19 protein-coding genes are annotated in these 21,590 nt (G+C 70.1%); 6 read left to right on the forward strand and 13 right to left on the reverse strand.

The window, feature by feature from the left end; all coding sequences use genetic code 11:
• Positions 1 to 40: 40 nt before the first annotated feature.
• Positions 41 to 2,158 carry a TonB-dependent siderophore receptor gene (locus AC3A6X_RS29010; RefSeq protein WP_487845434.1) on the reverse strand — a complete coding sequence of 706 codons (2,118 nt, stop codon included), beginning with the start codon at positions 2,156 to 2,158 and terminating at the stop codon, positions 41 to 43.
• Between the two features lie 195 nt (positions 2,159 to 2,353).
• Between AC3A6X_RS29010 and AC3A6X_RS29015 the strand changes: the two genes are divergently transcribed.
• A complete protein-coding gene (locus tag AC3A6X_RS29015; protein WP_487845397.1) occupies positions 2,354 to 2,773 on the forward strand; it encodes a surface-adhesin E family protein in 420 nt (139 codons plus the stop codon).
• A gap of 20 nt (positions 2,774 to 2,793) precedes the next feature.
• Here the strand turns inward: AC3A6X_RS29015 and AC3A6X_RS29020 are convergent, their stop codons facing one another.
• A complete protein-coding gene (locus AC3A6X_RS29020; RefSeq protein ID WP_487845398.1) occupies positions 2,794 to 3,051 on the reverse strand; it encodes a hypothetical protein in 258 nt (85 codons plus the stop codon).
• A 116-nt stretch (positions 3,052 to 3,167) separates the two neighbouring features.
• Here AC3A6X_RS29020 and AC3A6X_RS29025 point away from each other — a divergent pair, with 116 nt between their 5' ends.
• Positions 3,168 to 4,583: an 8-oxoguanine deaminase gene (locus tag AC3A6X_RS29025; RefSeq protein WP_487845399.1), complete on the forward strand. Its 1,416-nt coding sequence runs from the start codon at positions 3,168 to 3,170 to the stop codon at positions 4,581 to 4,583.
• A gap of 36 nt (positions 4,584 to 4,619) precedes the next feature.
• Here AC3A6X_RS29025 and AC3A6X_RS29030 read toward each other — a convergent pair whose 3' ends face one another.
• From AC3A6X_RS29030 to AC3A6X_RS29070, 9 genes are all read right to left on the reverse strand, one after another.
• Positions 4,620 to 5,222 carry an SCO family protein gene (locus tag AC3A6X_RS29030; RefSeq protein WP_487845400.1) on the reverse strand — a complete coding sequence of 201 codons (603 nt, stop codon included), beginning with the start codon at positions 5,220 to 5,222 and terminating at the stop codon, positions 4,620 to 4,622.
• The gene (locus AC3A6X_RS29035) at positions 5,219 to 5,689 is read right to left on the reverse strand and encodes a c-type cytochrome (RefSeq protein WP_487845401.1); all 471 of its coding nucleotides are present in this window, start codon (positions 5,687 to 5,689) and stop codon (positions 5,219 to 5,221) included. Before AC3A6X_RS29035 ends, AC3A6X_RS29030 begins: the two co-directional genes overlap by 4 nt.
• The gene (locus AC3A6X_RS29040) at positions 5,689 to 7,596 is read right to left on the reverse strand and encodes a galactose oxidase early set domain-containing protein (protein WP_487845402.1); all 1,908 of its coding nucleotides are present in this window, start codon (positions 7,594 to 7,596) and stop codon (positions 5,689 to 5,691) included. Before AC3A6X_RS29040 ends, AC3A6X_RS29035 begins: the two co-directional genes overlap by 1 nt.
• Before the next feature lie 118 nt (positions 7,597 to 7,714).
• Entirely contained in the window at positions 7,715 to 8,128 is a 414-nt protein-coding gene (locus AC3A6X_RS29045; RefSeq protein ID WP_487845403.1) for an acyl-CoA thioesterase, read from the reverse strand.
• Between the two features lie 7 nt (positions 8,129 to 8,135).
• Positions 8,136 to 9,134, reverse strand: coding sequence for a Bug family tripartite tricarboxylate transporter substrate binding protein (locus AC3A6X_RS29050; RefSeq protein WP_487845404.1), 999 nt, complete (start codon positions 9,132 to 9,134; stop codon positions 8,136 to 8,138).
• 22 nt (positions 9,135 to 9,156) lie between these two features.
• The gene (locus tag AC3A6X_RS29055; protein ID WP_487845405.1) at positions 9,157 to 10,758 is read right to left on the reverse strand and encodes an indolepyruvate oxidoreductase subunit beta family protein; all 1,602 of its coding nucleotides are present in this window, start codon (positions 10,756 to 10,758) and stop codon (positions 9,157 to 9,159) included.
• A 72-nt stretch (positions 10,759 to 10,830) separates the two neighbouring features.
• Positions 10,831 to 12,984: a thiamine pyrophosphate-dependent enzyme gene (locus tag AC3A6X_RS29060; protein WP_487845406.1), complete on the reverse strand. Its 2,154-nt coding sequence runs from the start codon at positions 12,982 to 12,984 to the stop codon at positions 10,831 to 10,833.
• A 16-nt stretch (positions 12,985 to 13,000) separates the two neighbouring features.
• The gene (locus AC3A6X_RS29065) at positions 13,001 to 13,651 is read right to left on the reverse strand and encodes a c-type cytochrome (RefSeq protein WP_487845407.1); all 651 of its coding nucleotides are present in this window, start codon (positions 13,649 to 13,651) and stop codon (positions 13,001 to 13,003) included.
• Positions 13,648 to 14,841, reverse strand: coding sequence for a PQQ-dependent sugar dehydrogenase (locus tag AC3A6X_RS29070; RefSeq protein WP_487845408.1), 1,194 nt, complete (start codon positions 14,839 to 14,841; stop codon positions 13,648 to 13,650). The genes AC3A6X_RS29065 and AC3A6X_RS29070 overlap by 4 nt, the downstream gene beginning before the upstream one ends.
• A gap of 120 nt (positions 14,842 to 14,961) precedes the next feature.
• Here AC3A6X_RS29070 and AC3A6X_RS29075 point away from each other — a divergent pair, with 120 nt between their 5' ends.
• Both AC3A6X_RS29075 and AC3A6X_RS29080 read left to right on the forward strand, forming a co-directional pair.
• A complete protein-coding gene (locus tag AC3A6X_RS29075) occupies positions 14,962 to 15,873 on the forward strand; it encodes a LysR family transcriptional regulator (protein WP_487845409.1) in 912 nt (303 codons plus the stop codon).
• A gap of 326 nt (positions 15,874 to 16,199) precedes the next feature.
• On the forward strand, positions 16,200 to 17,129 hold the full coding sequence (locus tag AC3A6X_RS29080; protein ID WP_487845435.1) for an MBL fold metallo-hydrolase: 930 nt from the start codon (positions 16,200 to 16,202) through the stop codon (positions 17,127 to 17,129).
• Here AC3A6X_RS29080 and AC3A6X_RS29085 read toward each other — a convergent pair.
• On the reverse strand, positions 17,123 to 17,968 hold the full coding sequence (locus tag AC3A6X_RS29085) for a GNAT family N-acetyltransferase (RefSeq protein WP_487845410.1): 846 nt from the start codon (positions 17,966 to 17,968) through the stop codon (positions 17,123 to 17,125). The genes AC3A6X_RS29080 and AC3A6X_RS29085 overlap by 7 nt on opposite strands.
• Positions 17,969 to 18,153: 185 nt before the next feature.
• On the opposite strand from AC3A6X_RS29085, the gene AC3A6X_RS29090 reads away from it, so the two are divergent.
• Positions 18,154 to 18,954, forward strand: coding sequence for a CHAP domain-containing protein (locus AC3A6X_RS29090; RefSeq protein WP_487845411.1), 801 nt, complete (start codon positions 18,154 to 18,156; stop codon positions 18,952 to 18,954).
• 9 nt (positions 18,955 to 18,963) lie between these two features.
• Positions 18,964 to 19,296, forward strand: a complete 333-nt coding sequence (locus tag AC3A6X_RS29095; protein ID WP_487845412.1) for a hypothetical protein — start codon at positions 18,964 to 18,966, stop codon at positions 19,294 to 19,296.
• A 43-nt stretch (positions 19,297 to 19,339) separates the two neighbouring features.
• On the opposite strand, the gene AC3A6X_RS29100 is transcribed toward AC3A6X_RS29095, so the two are convergent.
• A complete protein-coding gene (locus AC3A6X_RS29100; RefSeq protein WP_487845413.1) occupies positions 19,340 to 21,565 on the reverse strand; it encodes a heavy metal translocating P-type ATPase in 2,226 nt (741 codons plus the stop codon).
• Between the last annotated feature and the right edge of the window lie 25 nt (positions 21,566 to 21,590).

Genomic DNA, 21,590 nt, shown 5'->3' on the forward strand with positions numbered 1-21,590 from the left:
ACCTGGCCACGTGCGGGCGCGGCAATTCCGGCCGGCGCGGCTAGAAGTCGAACTTGGCGCTCACGCTGAGGGTGCGCGGGTCGCCGGGCTTGATGTAGTCCGCGTACTGGTATTCCCAGTAGCGCTTGTTGGCCACGTTGTTGATCGCCACGCGGAAGGTGGTGTCGTGGCCGCCGATGCGCGTGGCGTAGCTCGCGCCGATGTTCGCCACCGTGTAGCCGGGCAGCTTGATCTGGTTGGAGGCGTTGAGCATCGTGCTGCCGGTGTACTTCGCGTCCGCCGTCAGCTTGAGGCCCGGCACCTGCGGCACCGCGTACGACAGCTGCGCGGTGGCCACGAAGTTCGGCGCGCCCGCCACGCGGTTGCCGACGTTGTCGCTGCCGCGCCGGTAGGCGCTGTCGAGGTACATCAGGTTGCCGCTCAGCTGCCACTGCGATCCGAGCCGGCTGGAGGCGCCCAGCTCGAGGCCCTGGTAGACGGACTGGCCGTCCTGCACCAGGACGTTCTGGCTGTTCGCGTATTCGGCGCCGCGCTCGATGCGGAACAGGGCGGCCGTCGCGCTCCAGCGCTCGCGCTGGGTCTTCAGGCCCAGCTCGTACTGCCTGCTCTTCAGCGGGCTCAGCAGCTCGCGCGCATTGGCGTAGGTGAGGCCCACGCTCGCGCCCTGCTCCATGGATTCGACGTAGCTGGTGTAGAGCGTGGTGTCCGGCGCCGGCTTGAACATCAGGGCCAGCGTGGGCGTCACCACGCCGTTCTTGCGGTATTGCGAGGATCTCGTGCCGTCGAGGAAGCTGTAGCCGTTCTGCGCGTAGTCGGTGTTGCGCAGGCCGACCAGCGCCGACCAGCGCTGCGAGAACTTCAGCGTGTCGCTGGCGAAGATCGCGCGCTGCGTGATGTCGCTGTCGCGGTAGACCGAGAAGTCGGTCGAGCTGAAATAGCTGTTGAGATTCTGCGTGAAGAGATTGCCCGTGCCGATCGACTGGTAGATGGCGTTGCTGCTGTAGTCGTTGGTCTGCTTCTGCCACGAGGCGCCCAGCGTCAGCTGGTGCTCGACGGCGCCCGTGCGCACGACGCCCTGTGCCATCGCCTGCCACTGGTCGAAGCGGTGGCCCTCGCTGCTGTCGGAGCGAAAGTCGCTGTAGTTGCCGCTCGGGTCCAGCAGGTAGGCGATGCCCTCGTTGCGGCTGCGCGTGGCCTTGCTGTGGCTGTAGCTGGTGCTCAGGGTCCAGTCGGGCGAGAGCTTGTACTGGAGCCCGGTCGAGTAGAGCTGGAGCTCGGTGTTCAGGTGCTGCCCGCCGCCCACGAGCAACTGGTTGTCGCCCCGGATCGTGGTGGGCAGGCTGCTGCCGACGTAGCTGCCGGTATAGATCGAGGGGGTCTGGTCGGTGGCCTTGCGCTTCTGGTAGAGCGCGTCGAAGTTCCAGGTCAGGTCGCGCGTCAGCCGTGCGTCGAGCGCCAGCGACACCGAATCGCGGCGGATGCCGCCGTCGTTGAAGGCCTCGCCTTCCTCGTGCGTGGCGTTGAGGCGCAAGCCGAAGCGGTCGTCGGCGCCGAAGCGCCCGCCGAGGTCGACGTGCTCGCTCCAGATGTTGTTCGACTTGTAGCCGATGTCGATGCTGCGCACCGGCTGCTCGGTCGGCTTCTTGGTCACGTAGTTGACGATGCCGCCCGGCGTGCCGAAGCCGTACATGAAGCCGGACGAGCCCTTGAGCAGCTCGATCTGCTCGAAGTGCTCGTAGGGCAGGGTGATGGCATAGCTGAGGAAGGGTTTGCCGTCGATGCGGTAGGCGTTCTGCCAGTCCAGCGGCAGGCCGCGTACCGTGATGTAGCTGGCCCAGGCGCTGTAGGCGCCGCTGTTGTCCGACACCGAGGCGTCGAGCGCGAACACATCGCCCAGCTTCGACACCTGGCGCTCCGCCAGGTCCTCGCTCTTGATCACGGTGGTGGAGAAGGGGGTGTCGAGCTGCGAGCGCGCGCCCAGGGCGCCGCTCGTCACCTGCGCGTCGAGGTGCTGCGGGGAGTCGTCCTTCGGCGTGGCCGTCACGGTGACCGTGGGCAGGGCCTTGCTTTCGCCGGTGGTGACCTCCTGGGCACTGGCATGGCCGCCGTGGGTGGCCGCGCACAGCACGATGAGCGCGGTACGGGTCTGCAGGGCCAGGGTCGAACGCTTGAAGGGGGGTGCGAAGAGGTGTTCGGGATTGCGTTGCGCGGCTTGGGCGATGTTCTTGGGGGCGGCGTTCGACAATTTGAGGTCCTGGATTGCAAATGGGAACTATTCTCATCTGAAATCTGGTAGAAATCTTGGAGGCCTCACTAGAATCGACCGGTTTTCACAGAAAGAGGGATCTTCGGCGTGAGATGGTGGTTCGCGTGGCTCGGCCTGGTCGGTGCCAGCGCCGCGGCGGAGGCCAACTGGTTCACCGTGACGGGCAATCCTGACGATCCGGGGGTCAACACCGTCCAGGTCGACCCGGTGGCGATCAGCGTCACGGGCGATCGCCGGATGATGAACGTGCGCGTGAGCCGGTCGCAGGACCGCGCCAACTGGGAGGGCGTGCCCTACCGTTCCTACGACGCCCGTGTCCTCTTCGACTGCCGGGCGAAGAAAGCCGAGTACCGCTTCGCGCGCTTCTACATGGCGCCCCTGTGGCGGGGCGAGGTGCACAAGACGACCGACTATTCCGAGAATCCGCGGCCGATGCGCTTTCTCAGTGTCGACCCCAATCCCGCCGACCGCATCATCCGCGCGGCCTGCCACGCCGCGGCCCAGTAGCCGGGCCTGCCTGCCACCGCCTAGGGCGCGGCGTCGCCGGCGCCGTATCCATCGTCATCGACCTCGTCGCGCGGGCCCATCACCAGGTCTTCCGACAGCCCCTTGAGCGCCGCGAAGCCGGCTTCCAGCGCCTCGAGGTAGGTCGCGAAGCCCTTGCCCGATTCCATCAGCGGCTCGAATTCCATCGAGTGGTCGAAGGACTCGATCAGCACCCAGTAGAAGTCGCCTTCCTCGTGCTGGTCGACGGTCAGGGCGATGGAGAGTAGAGGGCGGGCCATCCGGCGATTGTCGAAAGCACGCGTGACAGTCGCAAGAATGCGCGTACCCGCAGGGTCTTGGCACCTGGGCACGGGCGGCAGAATGGGCGCTCGCCATTCCCACGGAGCCGCACGCCATGCAAGCACCCTCCCACCGCCCCCTGGTCCTGCGGCATGCCGAGGTCCTGCTCACCATGGATGCCGCTCGGCGCGAGATCGCCGACGGCGCGGTGGTGGTCGAAGGCCCGGCCATCGCTTGGGTCGGCGCCAGCGCCGAACTGCCGGCCGCCTACGCCGAGGCCCTGCGCGACGGCCGCGCCGAAGCCGTCGACCTGCAGGGCCATGTGCTGATGCCGGGCCTGGTCAACACCCACCATCACATGTACCAGAGCCTCACCCGCGCCGTGCCCGAGGCGCAGGACGCCGAGCTCTTCGGCTGGCTCACGAATCTCTACCAGCTCTGGGCCCGCCTCACGCCCGAGATGATCCGCGTCTCTACCCAGACCGCGATGGCCGAGCTGATGCTCTCGGGCTGCACCACGACCAGCGACCATCTCTACCTGTTCCCCAACGGCGCGCGGCTCGACGACTCGATCGAGGCGGCCGAGGCCATGGGCATGCGCTTCCATGCCGCGCGCGGCAGCATGAGCGTAGGCAGGAGCCAGGGCGGGCTGCCGCCCGATGAACTGGTGGAGAGCGAGCCCGCCATCCTGGCCGACAGCGAGCGCCAGGTCGACCGCTGGCACGATGCGAGCCGGCATTCGATGCGCCGCATCGTGCTCGCGCCCTGTTCGCCCTTTTCGGTCTCGCGCGAATTGATGCGCGACTCGGCCGTGCTGGCGCGCGAGCGCGGCGTTTCGCTGCACACGCACCTGGCGGAGAACGACAACGACGTCGCCTACTCGCGCGAGAAGTTCGGCATGACGCCGGCCGAGTACGCGCAAGACCTGGGCTGGGTGGGTCGCGATGTCTGGCACGCGCACTGCGTCAAGCTGGACGAGGCCGGCATTGCGCTCTTCGGCCGCACCGGTACCGGGGTGGCGCATTGCCCCTGCTCCAACATGCGGCTGGCCTCGGGCATCGCGCCGGTCGGTGCCATGCGCCGCGCCGGCGTGCCGGTGGGCCTGGGCGTGGACGGCAGCGCCTCCAACGACGGCGCCCATCTGCTGGGCGAGGCGCGCCAGGCCCTGCTGCTGCAGCGCGTGGGCCATGGCCCGGCGGCGATGACGGCGCGCGAGGCGCTGGAAATCGCCACGCTGGGCGGCGCCCGCGTGCTGGGGCGCGACGACATCGGTGCGTTGGCGCCGGGCATGTCGGCCGACCTGGTGGCCTTCGACCTGCGGGGCGTGGCCCATGCCGGCGCCTGGCACGACCCGGTGGCGGCGCTGGTGTTCTGTCAGCCGGGGCCGGTGGCGCTGAGCGTGATCGACGGGCGGGTGATGATCCGCGAGGGCGCTTTCCAGGATCTGGAGCTGCCGCCGCTGCTGGCGCGGCATCGCGAACTGGCGCGCAGCCTGTACGAGGCGGCACGGCATCCGCATGCGGCTGCCTGATCCCGGACGAGCGTCACGGGCGCGACGGCCCCGTGGCTACGGAATGCGCCGCAGCGCGGCCATGACCTCGATCGCCGGCGGCAGCTCGCTGGTGCGCCAGACCAGCCGGGCCTGGCCATCGAACACGTAGACCTGGCCGGTATGGCGGTCGCCCGCGGCCGGGCCCCCTTTGAACAGCGAGAGCATCGGGTCGAGCGCAGCCGGGGCAGGCGCCGCCGCGCTCCATGCAGGCCTGGCACCGAAGCGCCGCAGCCAGGCGCTCAGGGCCGCGGGGTCGTCGGCCAATGGGTCGATGCTGAGCGACAGCAGGCGCGCCGCCGTATCGCGCTCGGCCAGCAAGGCGGCCTGCAGCGCCGCGAACAAGGCGCCCTGGATCGGGCAGACCGTGCTGCAGCCGGTGAACATCAACTGGACCGCGGTCGGAGCGCCGCGCAGCTGCGCCGCGAGCGTCGGCGCCGCGCCGTCGTGGCGGCGCAGCGGCAAGGCCGGCGCCGCCACGGGCGGCATCACCGGGCCCACGGCGGCGTTGGCCCGGGCGGCCGGCGGCAGCCCCAGCCACGCCAGCGCGCCGGCGGCCAGCAGGCGGCGGCGCCCGCGGGAGGCCACCGGCGAACGGACCAGGGGGCGATGCGTGTTCATTCGACGGGCCCCTGCGTCAAGTAGTCCCACAAGGCCGCGCACTGGGCATCGTCGGCATCGAAGCGTGGCATGGCGCGGGGCAGCACGATGTGGGCCGGATCGACGCCGGTGCGCAGCGTGCGGCAGAAAGACGCCTGCTCGTAGGCGACGGGCGGGCCGCCCCGGCGCGTGTGGGCTTCGCGCAGCCGGCGCCGGTCGAGCGGCGGCGCGAAAGAGGAGGCCGCAGTGGCGGACGCACCCGGACCGGTGTGGCACTGGGTGCAGCGCGTCGCCGCGGCCGGCAGCGGCGCGCCGTGGCCGGAGAGCGTGCCGGCGAGCGGCTCGCTGCCGTCGAACAGGCGCGCGCCGCGCGCCACCGAGGCCGGCACGGCGGGCTCGCGCCAGCCGCGCCACGCCAGGCCCGCTGCCAGTGCGGTGGTGAGCGCCAGTGCCATCGGGAGCCCCAGCTTGCGAAGCAGGCCGGCCACTACCGGATGTTGATCGTGCGCGCCACGCTGGGCACGCCGCTGCCGTCCAGCGCGAACAGCATGTAGTTGCCCGGCAGTACCACGCCGCGATCGGCCGGAATGCTCAGCTGGTAGCTGCCTGCCGTCCCGGTGAAAGAGAGCGGGATGCGGCGCTGGTCGGTGTTGACCGAGTGGGTGGCCGAGGCCATGCGCATGAGTGCGAAGCTGGCCGCCGCGCGGTCGGTGCCCACGGCGACCTGGCTGCCCCAGGTGGCGGTAGCCGGCGCGGCCGTGATCGCAGGACGCGGCGCCGGCGAACCGTCGGGCGCCAGCAGGTAGGGTGGCGTGTAGATCTCCGCGTCCAGGTGGTCTGCAGGGCAGCCGCACAGCCCGCCGCCGGCCGCCAGCACGCGTGCATCCGGCAGCAGCAAGGCCACGCTGTGGTAGTTGCGCGGTTTCTGCATCGGCGGCAGGGTGATGAAGCTCTCGAACACCGGGCTCCACAGCTCGGCGGCCAGCACGCTGTAGGAGTCGGAGAAGGTCACGGGCTGCGTCTGACCGCCGATCACGAGCACCTCGCCGTTGGGCAGCACCACGCTGTTGACGAAGGTGCGGCCATAGGCCATGGGCGAGACCTTGCGCACCGTGGGCGGGTTCGGCGGGCCCGCGCCGATGTCGATGATGTAGGCGGTGTTGAAGGCGTTGCCGCTGTCGTGGTTGGGGGCGCCGCCGAACTTGAGGATCTTGTTGGCGTCGTACATCACCGCGCCGGCAGTCATGGCGTAGGGATCGTCGCTGCGCAAGCCCGCCTGCAGGATGGCACCGCTGCCGCGCGTGTCGATCCAGTGCATCGCGGCGGCGGGGCCCGCGTGGAACACCCAGCCACCGGCGGCGCCGAACAGCCACATGTGGTTGTCGCCGCGGTAGACCCCGGCCGCATCCGGGCCGGCCAGCGGCGGGTTCGAGACATTGCTCGCGTCCGGCATGTGGGCCGGTACGCCGGCCAGCGTGCGCCAGGTCCTGGTGCTGGCCGACCACACCTCGCCGTACTTGCCGCCCAGGCCGCCGTTCCATGAACCGCCGACGGTGAACACGGAGCCGTCGGACATCGTCGTGCTGGACTGGTAGGCGCGCGTAATGCCGAGCTGCGCGCCGGTCACCCAGCCTCCCAGCGACGGGTCGTAGATCGAGGTCTTCGCTGCATCGCTGCCGCCGGAGACCAGCACGCTGCCATCGGCCAGCATGCTGAGGCCGGGGCAGAACATCTCGTGCCCCGTGGGCGTCACCGTCAAGGGGCTCGACGATCGCGTGGCCGGATCGAATATCGACGTGTAGGTGGACGTGCTGCCATTGCTGCCGAAGCTGGTGGGCGTGCGGGCTGCCCACAGCAGCAGCTTGCCGTCCGGCAGGTTGGCGGCCGAGGCGGGCACCAGCGGCAGCGGGATCGGATCGGACCAGGGCTTGACGGCCGCAGTGGACTGCGCGGCGGTGTAGCCGGCGGCCGTGAAGCGGTACTCGTTGGCTGTCAGCCACTTCCCCTTGAATCGGGAGCGAAGCCGGACGGTGAACTCCGCGCCGTTGATGGGCAGGTTCTCCACCGTCAGCGTGGTTGCGCTGGTCACGGTGTCGACCACCGGTGTCGCCGAGGAGGTCGACTGGAGCGTGAAGCCGTACTGGTTGGCGCCGGTGTCGGTCCAGATGAAGGTCGCGCTGCGGCTGGCGAACTTGGTGCCGGGCGTCGGACTGATCAGGATTGCCGGCCGTCCCTCCGGTGGCGCCGGTTTGTTGCTTGACGCGGACGTGCTCAGCGTCCGGTCGGCGGCCTGCGCTCTGCCGCCGCCTCCGTCCTCGCCGCCGCACCAACCCAGGAACACCATGGACGCACAGGCAAGCCAGGGCAAGGCTCGCGCGGATGGAACGCTGGTCATCGCTCCTCCTTTTTTATGCCATCGAGGTGTGCGGAGCTTAGTCCCCGCGCGCGCAAGAAACAATAAGAAAGTATTCAAAAAAGGTGCGAAACCTCGCACCAGGGCGCGCGGGCCGTGGCTATTCGCAGAGCCGCCGGATCTCCGGCGGGATCGGCACCGCGCGGATGCCGCCGCCCTCGCGCTTCGCTGCGAAGATGCGCACCTCCTCGCATTCGAGGATCAGCTCCTCGCCGCGCTTCACGCGGTAGGTCTGCAGGAAGCTCTTGTCGCGCCACTCGGGGATTGCCACCGCGATCGTCAGCGTGTCGCCGTAGCTCGCGCTCTTGACGAAGCGGGTGTGGGTGTCGACCAGCGGCGTGCCGATCACGCCCAGCGTCTGCGCCGTCTCCTCCCAGCGCGGCACGCCGCGCTCGGCGAAGAAGTGGCGCGAGGCCGCGTCGATCCAGCGGAAGAAGTTGGGAAACCAGACGATGCCGGCAGGGTCGCAGTCGCCGAATTCGACGCGGACGGTGTAGATGACTTGTTGGCTCATTCAGTGATCAATCCGCAAGGATTTTTCTCTCCCGGATCATGGCACCGAAGCGCGCCGAGTCCGCCATCGCGCGGTCATGGAAGGCCGCCGGCGTGCCGGGCACCGCTTCGCCGCCCAGGTTGGCAATGCGCTCCTTCACCGCCGGCGTCGCCAGGATGCGGTTGATCTCGGTGTTGAGCCGGGTCACGACCTCGGGCGGGGTGCGCGCGGGCGCGTAGAAGCCGAACACCGTGTCGGCGTCGAAGCCCTTGAGCCCAACCTCGTCGAGCGTGGGCACCTCCGGGAACAGCGGCGAGCGCTTCGGGCTGCCCACGGCCAGCAGGCGCAGCTTGCCCGCGCGCACCTGGTTGAGGCCGATGCCCGGATCGAAGGAGAAGTCGATCTGGCCGGCGAGCAGGTCCTGCAGCGCGGGCGCCGCGCCGCGGTAGGGCACATGCACCGCGAACAGGCCGGTCTGGCTCTTGAACATCTCGCCGGCCAGGTGCGGCGAGCTGCCGGCGCCGGGCGAGCCGAAGGACAGCTTGCCCGGACGTTCCTTCACATAGGCGATGAAGTCCTTGACGTTCTGCGGCGGCAGCGAGGGCTTGGTCACCAGGAACACGAGGATGCGCGCCGCGGCGGCCACCGGGATCAGGTCCTTGGTGGGGTCGAAGGACATCTTCGGGTACAGGTGCGGATTCACCGACACCATGCCGCCCGAGCTCATCAGCAGCGTGTAGCCGTCGGGCAGCGCGCGCGCCACGTTCTCGCCGCCGATGTTGCCGTTGGCGCCGCCGCGGTTCTCGATCAGCACCGGCTGGCCCAGGGCGTCCTGCAGCGGCTGGGAGATCGCGCGCGCGATGGTGTCGGCCGCGCCGCCGGGCGGGAAATTCACCACCACCTTGATGGGCTTGCTGGGCCAGTTGCTGCCTTGCGCCTGGGCCGCCGGCACCACGGCGGCGCCCAGCACCAGCGCCAGCAATGCGCGGCGCAGCGGGATGGCGCGGCGGGGTCTTGTGGTTGTCATGGGAGGTCTCCTTCTTGGTTGTTCATGGGGTGGCGGCGGGCCGGCGCTTCATCCAGCGGATCGGCTGGGCCACGACGGGCCGCGCCGGCGCGCCGTGCTGCACGAGCGCGGCGTCGAGCGCCTTGCCGGCGTCGTCGGCCAGCGCGGCCTGCCGGGCCGCGGCGATGGCCTCGGCGCGCGCCGCGGGGGAGGCACCGGGCAACTCGGCCAGGTGGCCGATCACGTGCAGCAGGTTCTGCTTGCCGCGCTCGTTGGTGCTGCCGTAGCCCTTGATGAGCCGGCCGCACAGCGCGATCTCGTGGCCCAGGCGCCAGTCGCTGCGCGTGCCCTGCAGCACGGCGGCCAGCCAGCGCCCGATCAGCGCCTGTTCCTCGGCGAAGCGGCTGCCGCGCCGGCGCAGCCAGCGCAGCGAGGCCAGCAGCCGCAGCGAGGCCATGCCGAAGACCGCGTGGCTGCCGACCTTCAGCGGCAGCGCCCAGGGCGCCTTGCGGCGCCGGTCCCAGGCCGTGAGGCGATGGGCCAGGGATTGCGGCAGCAGCGCCGCGAACTCGGGCGTGCCCGGCTTGAAGTGGTCGTAGACCTTGACGATGTCCTCGTCCCCGGCCCGCACCTCGCGCCGCACGCGCGCTGTGCGGCTCTTGCGGCTCTTGAGCTCGGCCACCCGCACGATGTCGTCGAAGGCCATCCACAGCGCGAGCCAGCGCGCCATCTCGTGGGTAATGGCGAAGCCGTGGGCGCCGGCAGGGTCGGCCGCGCGCTCGGCCGCCAGCACCTGCTGCAGCCGCTCGATGTAGAGCTGTGCGTACGCGGCGTCCTGGTAGTCGAGCACGCGGGCGTAGCCCAGCGCCAGCAGGCCCTGCACCTGCGGCGGGAACAGCTGCGCGACCGCGGCCGGCAGCGCGTGCGCCGCGGGCTCGTCCTGCGCGGTGGTGGCCAGCAGCCGGCTCACCATCGCGGCCTGCTCGCGCGGCGCGCGCACGATCTCGAAGGCCTGCGCGAAGCCGCGCAGGCTGGCCGCGGCCATCTTGCCGGCCTGGTCGGGCGCCTTGCCGCCGCGCACCACGTGCTCGTAGGCCTCGCGCGGGAAGGGAAACAGCCCGCTGCCCGCGACCGCGCCCAGCATCACCGCGCTGACCACCGTGCCGGCGTCGCGCGCCACCGTGCCCATGTCGAATACGTGGTGCTCGCGGCTGAAGGCCTTGATCACGTCCAGCAGCCGCTCGCCGTCGGCCCGGCCGTCGCCCAGCTGCATGCGCTCGGCCGTGGTCAGCGTGCGCCCCGAGGAGCTGATGACGAGGGTTCGCGCCGGGGCGCTCATGCCGTTGCCGATCTGCCGCGCGGTCTCCAGCAGCTCGGAGGAGACGATCGCATCCAGCGCCCCCGGCACCGGGCTCAGGCTGAACACCGGCCGCCGGCCGCCGAGCTCGGCCTGCGGCACCGGGAACACCTCGATGTAGTAGGTGGTCGCGCCCGTGCGCTGCGCGACGCCCGGGATGGACGTGCTCTGCGCGGCGTAGCCGGCATGCCGGGCCACCTCGACCAGCCATTCGGTGAGCACCCCTCCGCCTTCGCCGCCGAGGGCGCAGACGAGCAGGGTGATGGGTTGTGTCGTGTGGATATTCATCGTGGAAGTCAGCAATTCATTTCTGGAGCGCAGCGCTGCGCGCTTTGCGCACGGATGTCCGTTGCCCGCAACTTAGGCAGGCTGCAGGGCTCGCACCACCGCGCCGCGCAGCGAATGCACCAGCCGCTCGTGCCACTTGGGGTTCTGCACCACCTCGGCCCGATAAAAGCTGGGGCACAAGGTGGCCGCATGCGCATTGGCACCGCACAGCCCGCAGCCCACGCAGCCGTCGATCACCACCGCCACCGGGTCGACCTTGAGCGGGTCGGGGTTGTCCTTGATCGTGAGCGTCGGGCAGCCCGACAGCCGGATGCAGGCGTGGTCGCCGTTGCACACGTCCTCGTCCACACCGTACTTCACCCGCACCACGCGCTCGCCCCGCTTGAGCAGGCCGGCGATCCAGGGCTTGATGCGGCGCTGCCGCTCCAGCTGGCATTCGCCCTCGGCCACGATCACTTTCAGCCCGTTGAAATCGGTGGTGAAGGCCTCGTTCAACGTGGCGCGCATCTTGTCGACGTGGTAGGTGTGTACGGTGCGCAGCCACTGCACGCCCAGTCCCTTGAGTGTCGACTCGATGGTGGTGTTCTTGTCGACCAGGCTCTGCTGCTTGTCGACCGCGCGCTCTTTCGCCTCGTCGTCGGGCGTGGAGATGATGTCCTGCGTGCCGGTGGCCGAGGTGTAGCCGTTCTTGAAGATCAAGAGCACCGCGTCGTCGCCGTTGAAGAGCGCGCTCTGCACGCCGGTGAGCAAGCCGTTGTGCCAGAAGCCGCCGTCGCCCATGATCGACAGCGCCCTGCGCTGCATCATCGGCGACACGCCGGCGCGGCTCGCCAGGCTCATGCCGTAGCCCAGGATCGAGTGGCCCATGGAAAAGGGCTCGAAGGTGCCGAAGGCATGGCAGCCGATGTCGGCCGCGATGTGCACCGGGCCGCTGTCCTGCTGCGCCAGCTTGAGCGCCGCGAACACCGGCCGCTCGGGGCAGCCGATGCAGAAGCTCGGCGGCCGCGCCGGCAGCGGCGCATCCAGCTTCGCGGCCACCGCGGCGCGGCGCTCGCGGTTGCCGGCGAGCCAGCCTTGCGCCGAGGCCTGCGCATGCTGCGGCAGGTAGCGCTCTGCAAACTTCGAAAGACCGCCGGCCAGCACCTCGACGCCCAGTTCGCCCGCGGGCGGCAGCATGTCGCAGCCGTGCAGCGGCGTCTGGATGTCGCGCCGGCGCAAGAGCGTCGCGATCTCCTGCTCGATGTACTCGGGCTGGCCTTCCTCCACCATCAGCACCGCGCGCTTGCCCACGCAGAAGTCGGCGACCTGCTCCGGCACCAGCGGGTAGGTGACGTTGAGCACCAGCAGCGGGATGTCGGTCGCGCCGAAGGCATCGGCGAGGCCCAGCTGCTGCAGGCTGCGGATCAGCGCGTTGTAGAGGCCGCCCTGGACGATCAGCCCCAGGTCCTCATGCTTGCCCGGGATCAGCTCGTTCAGCCGGTGCTCCGCGATGTAGCGCCGCGCGGCCGGGATGCGTTCCTCCCCCTTGAGCTTCTCGTGGCGGAAGGTCACCGGCGGATGCGCGAGCCGCATGTAGTCGAAGCCGGCCGGCTCCTCCATCAGCGCGCGGGTGGAGATCGGCGGCGGCAGGTTGTCCCGGCATTCGAAGCTGCCGCGCACATGGCAGGTGCGGATGCGCAGCTCCATCATGCAGGGCATATTGGAGGTCTCCGAGAGGCGGAAGCCGTGCTCCACCATGTCGACCATCCGGCCCAGCTCGGGCCGCGGATCGAGCAGGCACATGCCGGACTTCAGCGCATAGGCGTGCGTGCGTTCCTGGATCACGCTGGCGCCTTCGCCGTAGTCCTCGCCCACCACGATCAGCACGCCGCCCTTGACGCCCGGCGAGGAGAGGTTGGACAGCGCATCGGCCGCCACGTTGGTGCCGACGATGGACTTCCAGGTGACGGCGCCGCGCAGCGGATAGTGGATCGAGGCGCCGAGCATGGCCGCGGCCGAGGCCTCGTTGGAGCAGGCCTCCACATGCACGCCCAGTTCGTCCATGTAGGGCTTGGCCTGCACCATCACGTCGAGCAGGTGCGAGACCGGCGCGCCCTGGTAGCCGCCCACGTAGGCCACGCCCGACTGCAGCAGGCCCTTGGTGATGGCGAGGATGCCCTCGCCGTGAAAGGTGTCGCCGGCACCGAGGCGCAGAGCCTCGATCTCTTTGCTGAATGAGACTTCCAAAACGCTTTCTCTCTGTTTACTTCGTGGGAGGCTGGCTCGGGAAACGGGCCAGGTAGTAGGCGAGGGTGTCCAGGTCCTCGTTCGGGATGCGGCCGACCGCCTCGGCCATGGCCATCGTGTAGCCCACGCGCTTGCCGGACTTGAACTCGTGCAGCGTCATCTGCAGGTAGTCCTCGCGCTGCCCGCCGATGCGCGGCACCTGCTGGCCGCCGCTGAAATCGGCGCCGTGGCAGAACACGCACTTGTGCTCCTGCGCCAGCGCCTGGCCCTTCTTCATGCGGGCCGCATCGGGCGGCGCCGAAGGCCCCGGCGCGGGCACCGGCGGCAGCGTGGCGATGAAGTCCGAGAAGCCGCGCAGGTCCTCGTCCTTCATGCCCTTGGCCACCGCACTCATCGCCTCGTTGGCGCGTCGCCCTTCGCGGAACAGGAAGAGCTGCGTGATCGCGTAGAAGGAATGCTGGCCTGCCAGCACCGGCGTATTCGGCATCTCGCTGCGTCCGTTGGCGCCGTGGCAGGCCGCGCACAGCTGGGCGAAGCGCTGCGCATGCGCGCCCGCGCCGCCCTGGCCCTGCGAAGCCTTGCTCCCCTGGGCGCCGGCCGGCGCCGCGAGCCCGAAGCACGCTGCCGCCGCCGTGATCCATGCGAATGCGCGTGCTCCCCTCGTCATTTGCCGTAGCTGATGCGGTAGATGGCGCCTGCGTGGTCGTCGCTCACCAGCAGCGAGCCGTCCTTCATCACCAGGAAGTCGACCGGGCGGCCGAGGTAGCTGTTGTTCTCGACGAAGCCGGTCATGAAGGGCTCGACCTTCGCGCCGCCCTTGCCGTCGGGCCATGCGACGGACACGTCGGCGTACTTGTTGGTGCGGTTCCACGGGCCGTGGCGGGCGATGAACATCGCGCCCTGGTACTTGGCCGGAAACATCTTGCCCGTGTAGAACTTCAGGCCCAGCGAGCCGGCGTGCGGGCCGAGGAACGCGGCAGGCTTTTGGAAGTCGCCGCACGACTTGCCCCAGCCGAATTCCGGGTCGGGGATGTTGCCCTGGTGGCAGTACGGGTAGCCGAAGTGCTGGTTCGGGCCGGTGACGACGTTGAGCTCGTCGTTCGGGATCTCCTCGCTGAGCCAGTCGCGGCCGTTGTCGGTGAACCAGAGGCGGTCGGTCTTGGGATCGAAGTCGAAGCCCACCGTGTTGCGCACGCCGCTGGCAATGGTCTCCATGCCGCTGCCGTCGAGATTCATGCGGTAGATCTTGGCGTACTCGCCGGGGTCGCAGATGTTGCAGGGGGCGCCGATCGGGAAGTAGAGCTTGTCCTTGTGGATGCGGATGAACTTCCAGCTGTGGTCCTCGCCGCCGGGCAGCTTGTCGTAGAGCACCGTCGGCTGGCCGGGGTTGTCGAGCTTCGAGTCGATGTTGTCGTAGCGCAGGATCTGCTTGTGCGTGGCCAGGTAGAGGCTGCCCTTGTGGTAGTCGATGCCGGTGGCCTTCTCCATCTTGTCGATGATGGTCTTGACCTCGCGCGTATTGCCCTTGGGGCTGACCGCGTAGACCTTGTTGGCGACGAACAGCGTGCTGACGAACACCGTGTCGCCGGGCCCCTGGCGCAGCTCGCGCGCATCGAGCACGCCCGAGACCCAGGTCTCCACCTTGAAGCCGGGCGGCAGCTTGAACTTGGCGGTGGGCAGCTTGTCGGCCGCGGTCGGGATCGGGAAGGCCGGCACCGGCGCCATGCGCTGGGCGGCTTCGGTCTTGGGGCGGCCCTTGGCCCAGCCGGGTTCTTCGGCGGGCGGCTGCTGGGCCGATGCGGCCGTGGCGGCGCACAGCAGGGCGGCGAGCGTGGCATGCAGGCGGAACTGAGGCATGGCTGTCTCCTTCTTGGTTGTGCGGCAGCCGTGGGGACATGCGTGGCTCCGTCTGCGCCGCCGGTTGGCAGTGTGCGAGCCGCAGCCCCGGGCATCAATAAAATATTCGTGCTATCCGACATGAATGCCATGCATATCGACACCATCGACCTGAACCTGCTGCGCCTGTTCGACGCCGTCTACCGCGCCCGCAGCGTGAGCCGCGCGGCCGATGCGCTGGGCCTCACCCAGCCGGCCGCCAGCCATGGCCTGGGCCGGCTGCGGCTGTTGTTGCAGGACGCGCTCTTCACCCGCGCGCCGGGCGGCGTGGCGCCCACGCCGCGCGCCGAGCGGCTGGCCGCCGCGGTGCAGTCCGCGCTGGGCACGCTGGAGGAGGCGCTCAGCGAGCCCGACCGCTTCGAGCCCACGGCCTCGCGCAAGACCTTCCGCATCCACATGAGCGACATCGGCGAGGGGCGCTTCCTGCCGGCGCTGATGGCGCGCCTGGGCGCGCTGGCGCCCGGCGTGCGGCTGGAAACCCTGCCGCTGGCGCTCGACGAGATCGCGACGGCGCTCGACAGCGGCCGCGTCGACTTCGCCTTCGGCTTCCTGCCCAAGGTGAGCGACACGCAGCGCATCCTCCTGCTCAAGGACCGCTACATCGTGCTGCTGCGCAAGGGCCATCCCTTCACGCGCGGGCGGCGCAGCGGCCAGGCGCTGCTGGAGTCGCTGCAGAAGCTGGAGTACGTGGCGGTGCGCACGCACGCGGAGACGTTGCGCATCCTGCAACTGCTCAACCTGGAGGACCGGGTGCGCCTGACCACCGAGCACTTCATGGTGCTGCCGGCCATCGTGCGCGCCACCGACCTGGCGGTGGTGATGCCGCGCAACATCGCGCGCGGCTTTGCGCAGGAGGGCGGCTACGCCATCGTGGAGCCGGCCTTCCCGCTGCGCGACTTCGCGGTGTCGCTGCACTGGAGCAAGCGCTTCGAGGCGGATCCGGCGAACAGCTGGCTGCGGGGGGTGATCAGGGAGCTGTTCGCCGAGGCGTAGGCAGTGCCTTGCTTGGGCCCCTCGCGCCTCCCTTCGCGAGCGCCCCTTCGTAGCCCATCTCGCCGCGCCGCGTTCCAGCGAGCGGTTGGCCGGGGAGCGTCCAGGCTTCTCGTCGATCGGAGGTGTCATGGTGCTGATTGGTGTGTATCAGGCACCACGGCGCGTCCGTTTGCAGGCCTACCGCTCGTACCCCCTCGTTTCTACGATGAAAGACATACGGCCTTGTGCCGTGATCCGTGCCCGACAACCCCGGGGTGTTGAACGGAGACTTGCTGCCAGTCGCCCGACTGGTTGGGCCCCGGGGGCCGTTTATTGGAGATTCGATGATGTTTTCCGTAGATGAGACCTTGCGACCCGGGAGCCAGAGCCCCAGCCAGATGCCCGACGAACTGGTTCCGTCCCGTTATGCGCTGCGGGTCGGCGAGATCGACGTGCTGGTGATCAGCGATGGGGTGTTTCCGCTGCCGGCCACGACCTTGGCCACCAATGCCGACCCGGCCGACCTGGCGGGCTGGCTGGACGACAGGCGCCAGCCGTCGGACGTGTACAAGTGGCCGCTGAACGTGGTCGTGGTGCGCAGCGGCGGGCGGACCGTACTCATCGACTCCGGGATGGGGGAGGAGTACCCGGACTTCCCGCGGGCCGGGGGGCTTCTGGCCCATCGACTGGAGCATGCCGGCATCGATCCTGCATCCGTGACCGACGTGGTGCTGACCCACGTGCACGTGGACCACGTTGGCGGGCTGCTCGCCGACGGGCTCAAGGGCCGGCTGCGTCCGGACGTGCCGATCCACGTGGCGGCCGCCGAGGTCGAGTTCTGGGAGTCGCCCGATTTCTCCCGCAACACTTTTGGCGGGATGCCGGATGTGCTTCGGTCGGCCGCCAAGCGGTTCCTGGACGAGTACCGCAGCCGGCTGAGGCCGTTCGACGCGGAGTACGAAGTGGCGCCGGGTGTGGTCGTCTGTCGCACCGGCGGCCACACCCCCGGGCACAGCGTGGTCCGCCTCGCGTCCGGCGGCGACCGGCTGACCTTCCTAGGCGATGCCGTGTTCCCGGACCATTTCGATCGGCCCGATTGGCACAACGCTTTCGACCACGACCCCGAGGAGGCGGTCCGCGTCCGGGTCCGGCTCTTGCGGGAGTTGGCGCAGACCCGCGAGCCGCTGGTGGCCACTCACCTGTCGTTCCCGTCCTTCGGCCGGGTGGCGGTCGCCGGCGACGTCTTTCGCTGGGTACCGGTCGACTGGGACTACTGACACTGGAAGTAGCGCTTCATCTCGATCTGGCGCATCACCGGGACCAGGCCTCGCGCATGCGCCGCGTGGAAGAAGGGGCTGTCGCCGGGCTCGTCGACCAGGCGCCAGCGGGTGCCGGGGCGCGCGGACGAGAGCATGTCCAGCAGCGCATGCGCCGCCGCCTCGTCGACGGCCGCGGCATCGAGCAGGGTGCCGTCGTGGCGGGCTGGCTCGGGCAGCACGGCATAGGCCACGACGGTGCCGCTGCGGCGCACGCCGATCGCGGCGGCGTTCTCGTGGCTGAGGGCATCCATGACGGTGGGCAGCTCGCGGCGCCAGGTCGGCCGCGCGATAGCACTGCAGCGGGGATGCACGGCGGCGAGATCGGCCACGTCCAGCGCCACGGTCTCGATGGTGCGCGTGTCCAGCGCGCCTTCGAGCAGCTCCAGGGGCCGGATCGCCTCGAACCCGGCCCGGCCGTAGAGCGTGCGCGCGGGATTCTGCTCGATGACCTCCAGCGCCAGCTCTCGCACGCCCGCCGCGGGCAGGGCCGCGAGCTGCACCTCGATCAGCAGCCGCGCGAGTCCGCGGCGCCGCTGCGCGCGCACGATGCCGAAGCCGGCGAGGTAGGCGCGCGCCTCGCGCCGCCCCACCAGCGAGAGGCCGGCGGGCTTGCCGCCGGCCATCAGCACCTTCGACACGCCGAGGTCGACATTGGCGCGCCGCAGATGTCGCGCGAAGCGCTGCTCGTCGAAGGCCACCGGCACGAAGTAGCCCTCGTAGGCCAGGTTCCAGAGCCCGGCCAGCGCGCTGCGCGAGAGCTGCTCGGCGGGGAGGATGGCGATGTCGGCACGCTTCATGTTCTTGTCTGCACCTCATGTGACGCACATGCAGGCAATGATGGCACCGCTTCGCGCGCGCCGCCGCGCGCTTGTCGGGAAGGCCGGGAAAGGGGGCCTGCCGCGAGCGCTGGAATACGCCGTTCGCCAGATGCTTTTCCCCCGGCGCGGACTTAAGCTGAACTGCAAGCCCCAAGGAGAAGCCCATGGACTATCCCGGTCGCCTCATCAAGATCGGCGAGGACGATGCCGCGGTCGTGCAGGCACTGCGCAGGCAGCTCGGCCTGATGATGGGCGGCGACAGCGACCCCGCCGCGCGCCTCGATCCCAAGGGCACGGTCTTCGATGCCGGCATGAAGCGGGTGGTGAAGCTGTTCCAGGCCCGCCACGTCGATTCGGCCGGTCGTCCACTCAAGCAGGACGGCGAGATCGGCGCGCTGACCTGGGGCGCGATCTTCGGGCTTGAGAGCGTGCCGGCGAGCGCCAACGCCGGCAGCGACCTGCTGGCGCAGGTGCTGGCGGTCGCCGCGGGCGAGGAGGAGAAGGAGGTGCGCGAGGTGCCGATGAACTCGAACCGCGGCCCCGATGTCGAGAAGTACCTGGCCCGCGTCGGCGCGCCGGGCGGGCTGCCCTGGTGCTGCGCCTTCGTCTACTACTGCTTCGACGAGGCCTCGAAGGCGCTGGGTCGCACCCGCAATCCGATGGTGCGCACCGCGGGCTGCCTCGATCACTGGAACAAGGCCGTGGCCAAGGGCGCGACGCGCATCCCCGCGGCCGCGGCGACGGCCGATCCCACGCGGCTGGCGCCCGGCATGATCTTCATCATGGACCACGGCAGGGGCGCGGGCCACACCGGCCTGATCGAGTCGATCTCGGCCGGCATCCTCGCCACCATCGAAGGCAACACCGACGCGAGCCGCACGCGCGAAGGCGGCGGCGTCTACCGGCTGGCCCGCAAGGTCGGGGAAATCAACAAGGGCTTCATTGACTATGGGCCGCTGGGTTGAACCGCCTCCTTGCACAAGTGCAGCGTCTGCGGCGTCTGCAACGCCTGCCATGCGGCGGCGCTGACGGCGCTGCCCGAGCCCCCCGCCTTCGAGCCCCTGCCGCAGGCCCTGCGGACCGCTCCTCCGGACGCGATGGCAAGCCTGCTGCTGCTTCCGGGATGCGCCTCCGTCGACATCGACGCCACTCTGCGCGAGACCGACACGGGGCGCGTGGGACCGGGGCCCGGTATTCAGATCAACCCCAACGTCTCCCCCGCAGACCGCCTTCCGCGGCGCGCACCCCACGTCACCGCCTTGCAGACCCCACGCGGCTTCGTCAAAGGGCCAAGCCGATGCTTCTGAGCCCGCGGGCTTCAGGGCGCCGGCCCGCGCCCGAAGCCCGGGCTCATTCCGCGCTGCCCTTCCAGCGCCGCAGCAGGAGCGCATTGCCCACCACGCTCACGCTGCTGAAGGCCATGGCCGCGCCTGCAATCACAGGGCTCAGCAGGCCCAAGGCGGCCAGCGGAATGCCCACCACGTTGTAGACGAAAGCCCAGAAGAGGTTCTGCCGGATCTTGGCGTAGGTGCGGCGCGAGATGTCGATCGCATCGCTCACCAGCGCCGGGTCGCCGCGCATCAGGGTGATGCCGGCGGCATGCATGGCGACGTCGGTGCCGGTCGACATCGCGATGCCGACGTCGGCGGCAGCCAGGGCCGGCGCGTCGTTGATGCCGTCGCCCACCATCGCGACGCGCGTGCCCTGCGCCTTGAGCTGCGCGACGATGGCGGCCTTGTCCTCGGGCAGCACTTCGGCGTGCACGAGGTCGATCTGCAGCAGCCGCGCCACGGCTTCGGCGCTGCCCCGGTTGTCGCCCGAGACGAGCGCGGTGCGGATGCCCTGCGCATGCAGCTGCCGGATGGCGGCCGCGGCGCTGGGCTTGGGCGCATCGCCGAAGGCGAGCAGGCCCAGCAGCTTCGGGCCGGCGCCGACGTCGGCCAGCCAGGAAACGGTGCGGCCCTCGCCCTGCAGTTGCGCGGCACGTTCGGCCAGCTTGCCCGTCGGCACCGAGAGCTCGCCCATGAAGCGGCTGCTGCCCAGGCGCAGCGCGCGGCCTTCGACGGTGGCCGCCACGCCGCGCCCGGCGACCGCGCGCACCTCGCTCGAGGCCGGGATCGCCAGGCCCTGCTTCGTGGCCGCGGCGGTCACGGCACGCGCCAGCGGATGCTCGCTGCCGGCCTGGATGGCCGCGCTGGCCTGGAGCAGGGCGGTGGCATCGCCATCCACGGCCTCGAAGGCGACGAGCTCCGGGCGGCCTTCGGTCAGGGTGCCGGTCTTGTCGAAGGCGACGATGCCGACGCCGTGCGCAACCTCGAGCGCCTCGGCATCCTTGATCAGCACGCCATGGCGCGCCGCGACGCCGGTCCCGGCCATGATCGCGGTCGGCGTGGCCAGTCCTAGTGCACAGGGGCAGGCGATGACGAGCACGGCCACCGCGTTGAGGATCGCCGCTTCCCAGTCGCCGGTGGCCACACCCCAGCCGAGCAGGGTGGCGAAGGCGATGGCGATCACGACCGGGACGAAGACGCTGCTCACGCGGTCCACCAGGCGCTGGATCGGCGCTTTCTTCGCTTGCGCCGACTCGACCAGCCGCACGATGCGCGCGAGCGTCGACTCCGCGCCGACGGCGGTGGTGCGCAGCACGAGCAAGCCTTCGCCGTTGACCGAGCCGCCGGTCACGGCATGGTTGACGTGCTTGGCGACCGGCAGGCTCTCACCTGTGATGAGCGACTCGTCGACCTCGCTGGCGCCCTCGAGCACCATGGCATCCACGGGGATGCGCTCCCCGGGGCGCACGACCACCTCGTCGCCGACGCGCACCTGCTCCAGCGGCCGCTCTTGCTCCTGCCCGTTGCGGCGCACCCGCGCGCGTTCGGGCCGCAAGGCGTTCAGCGCGCGGATGGCCTGCGTGGTCTGCCGCTTGGCCCGCAGCTCCAGCCATTTGCCGAGCAGCACCAGCGTGATCACCACCGCGGACGCTTCGAAGTACAGATGCGGCAGGCCGTGGCCGCCGTGCGTGAGCAGCAGATAGACGCTCAGGCCATAGCCGGCCGAGGTGCCCAGCGCGACCAGCAGGTCCATGTTGCCGGCGCCCGCCTTCAGGGCCTTCCAGCCCGCGCGATAGAAGCGCGCGCCGAGCCAGAACTGCACTGGCGTCGCCAGCGCCAGCTGCAGCCAGCCGTCGAGCATCCATGCGCGGCCGAAGAGCAGCCCGAGCATGGGCAGCAGCAGCGGCGCAGACAGCAGCGCGGCCAGCGCCACCGGCCACCAGTCGGGCCATCGGCTTGCCGCCGGCGCGGACGCTGCTTGCGCCTCGTCGGCACCGCTTGCCTCGTAGCCCGCCTTGCGCACGGCGGCCACGAGCGCGGCCGTCTCCACGTCGCGGCCGGCGAAGCGGACCTCGGCCTTCTCCGTCGCCAGGTTCACCGTGGCCGACGCCACGCCGGGCACGCCGGCCAGCGCCTTCTCGACGCGCGTCACGCAGGAGGCGCAGGTCATGCCTTCGATCTGCAGGGCCCGTTCCTTCAGGCCGGCGGCAGGTGCCGGCATCGTCAAGCTGTTGTCCATCGACATCGGTGGTTCTCGTGTTTTCCAGATG

The organism is Variovorax sp. Soil_C_12, from assembly GCF_057657375.1.

Excerpts from the sequence above, each read along its gene's own strand:
- AC3A6X_RS29030 (WP_487845400.1), bottom strand. The coding sequence starts at position 5,222 with ATGAACACGCATCGCCCCCTGGTCCGTTCGCCGGTGGCCTCCCGCGGG.
- AC3A6X_RS29070 (WP_487845408.1), bottom strand. The coding sequence starts at position 14,841 with ATGCCTCAGTTCCGCCTGCATGCCACGCTCGCCGCCCTGCTGTGCGCC.
- AC3A6X_RS29065 (WP_487845407.1), bottom strand. The coding sequence starts at position 13,651 with ATGACGAGGGGAGCACGCGCATTCGCATGGATCACGGCGGCGGCAGCG.
- AC3A6X_RS29025 (WP_487845399.1), top strand. The coding sequence starts at position 3,168 with ATGCAAGCACCCTCCCACCGCCCCCTGGTCCTGCGGCATGCCGAGGTC.
- AC3A6X_RS29075 (WP_487845409.1), top strand. The coding sequence starts at position 14,962 with ATGAATGCCATGCATATCGACACCATCGACCTGAACCTGCTGCGCCTG.
- AC3A6X_RS29100 (WP_487845413.1), bottom strand. The coding sequence starts at position 21,565 with ATGTCGATGGACAACAGCTTGACGATGCCGGCACCTGCCGCCGGCCTG.
- AC3A6X_RS29090 (WP_487845411.1), top strand. The coding sequence starts at position 18,154 with ATGGACTATCCCGGTCGCCTCATCAAGATCGGCGAGGACGATGCCGCG.
- AC3A6X_RS29040 (WP_487845402.1), bottom strand. The coding sequence starts at position 7,596 with ATGACCAGCGTTCCATCCGCGCGAGCCTTGCCCTGGCTTGCCTGTGCG.
- AC3A6X_RS29020 (WP_487845398.1), bottom strand. The coding sequence starts at position 3,051 with ATGGCCCGCCCTCTACTCTCCATCGCCCTGACCGTCGACCAGCACGAG.
- AC3A6X_RS29085 (WP_487845410.1), bottom strand. The coding sequence starts at position 17,968 with ATGAAGCGTGCCGACATCGCCATCCTCCCCGCCGAGCAGCTCTCGCGC.
- AC3A6X_RS29055 (WP_487845405.1), bottom strand. The coding sequence starts at position 10,758 with ATGAATATCCACACGACACAACCCATCACCCTGCTCGTCTGCGCCCTC.
- AC3A6X_RS29080 (WP_487845435.1), top strand. The coding sequence starts at position 16,200 with ATGTTTTCCGTAGATGAGACCTTGCGACCCGGGAGCCAGAGCCCCAGC.
- AC3A6X_RS29045 (WP_487845403.1), bottom strand. The coding sequence starts at position 8,128 with ATGAGCCAACAAGTCATCTACACCGTCCGCGTCGAATTCGGCGACTGC.
- AC3A6X_RS29050 (WP_487845404.1), bottom strand. The coding sequence starts at position 9,134 with ATGACAACCACAAGACCCCGCCGCGCCATCCCGCTGCGCCGCGCATTG.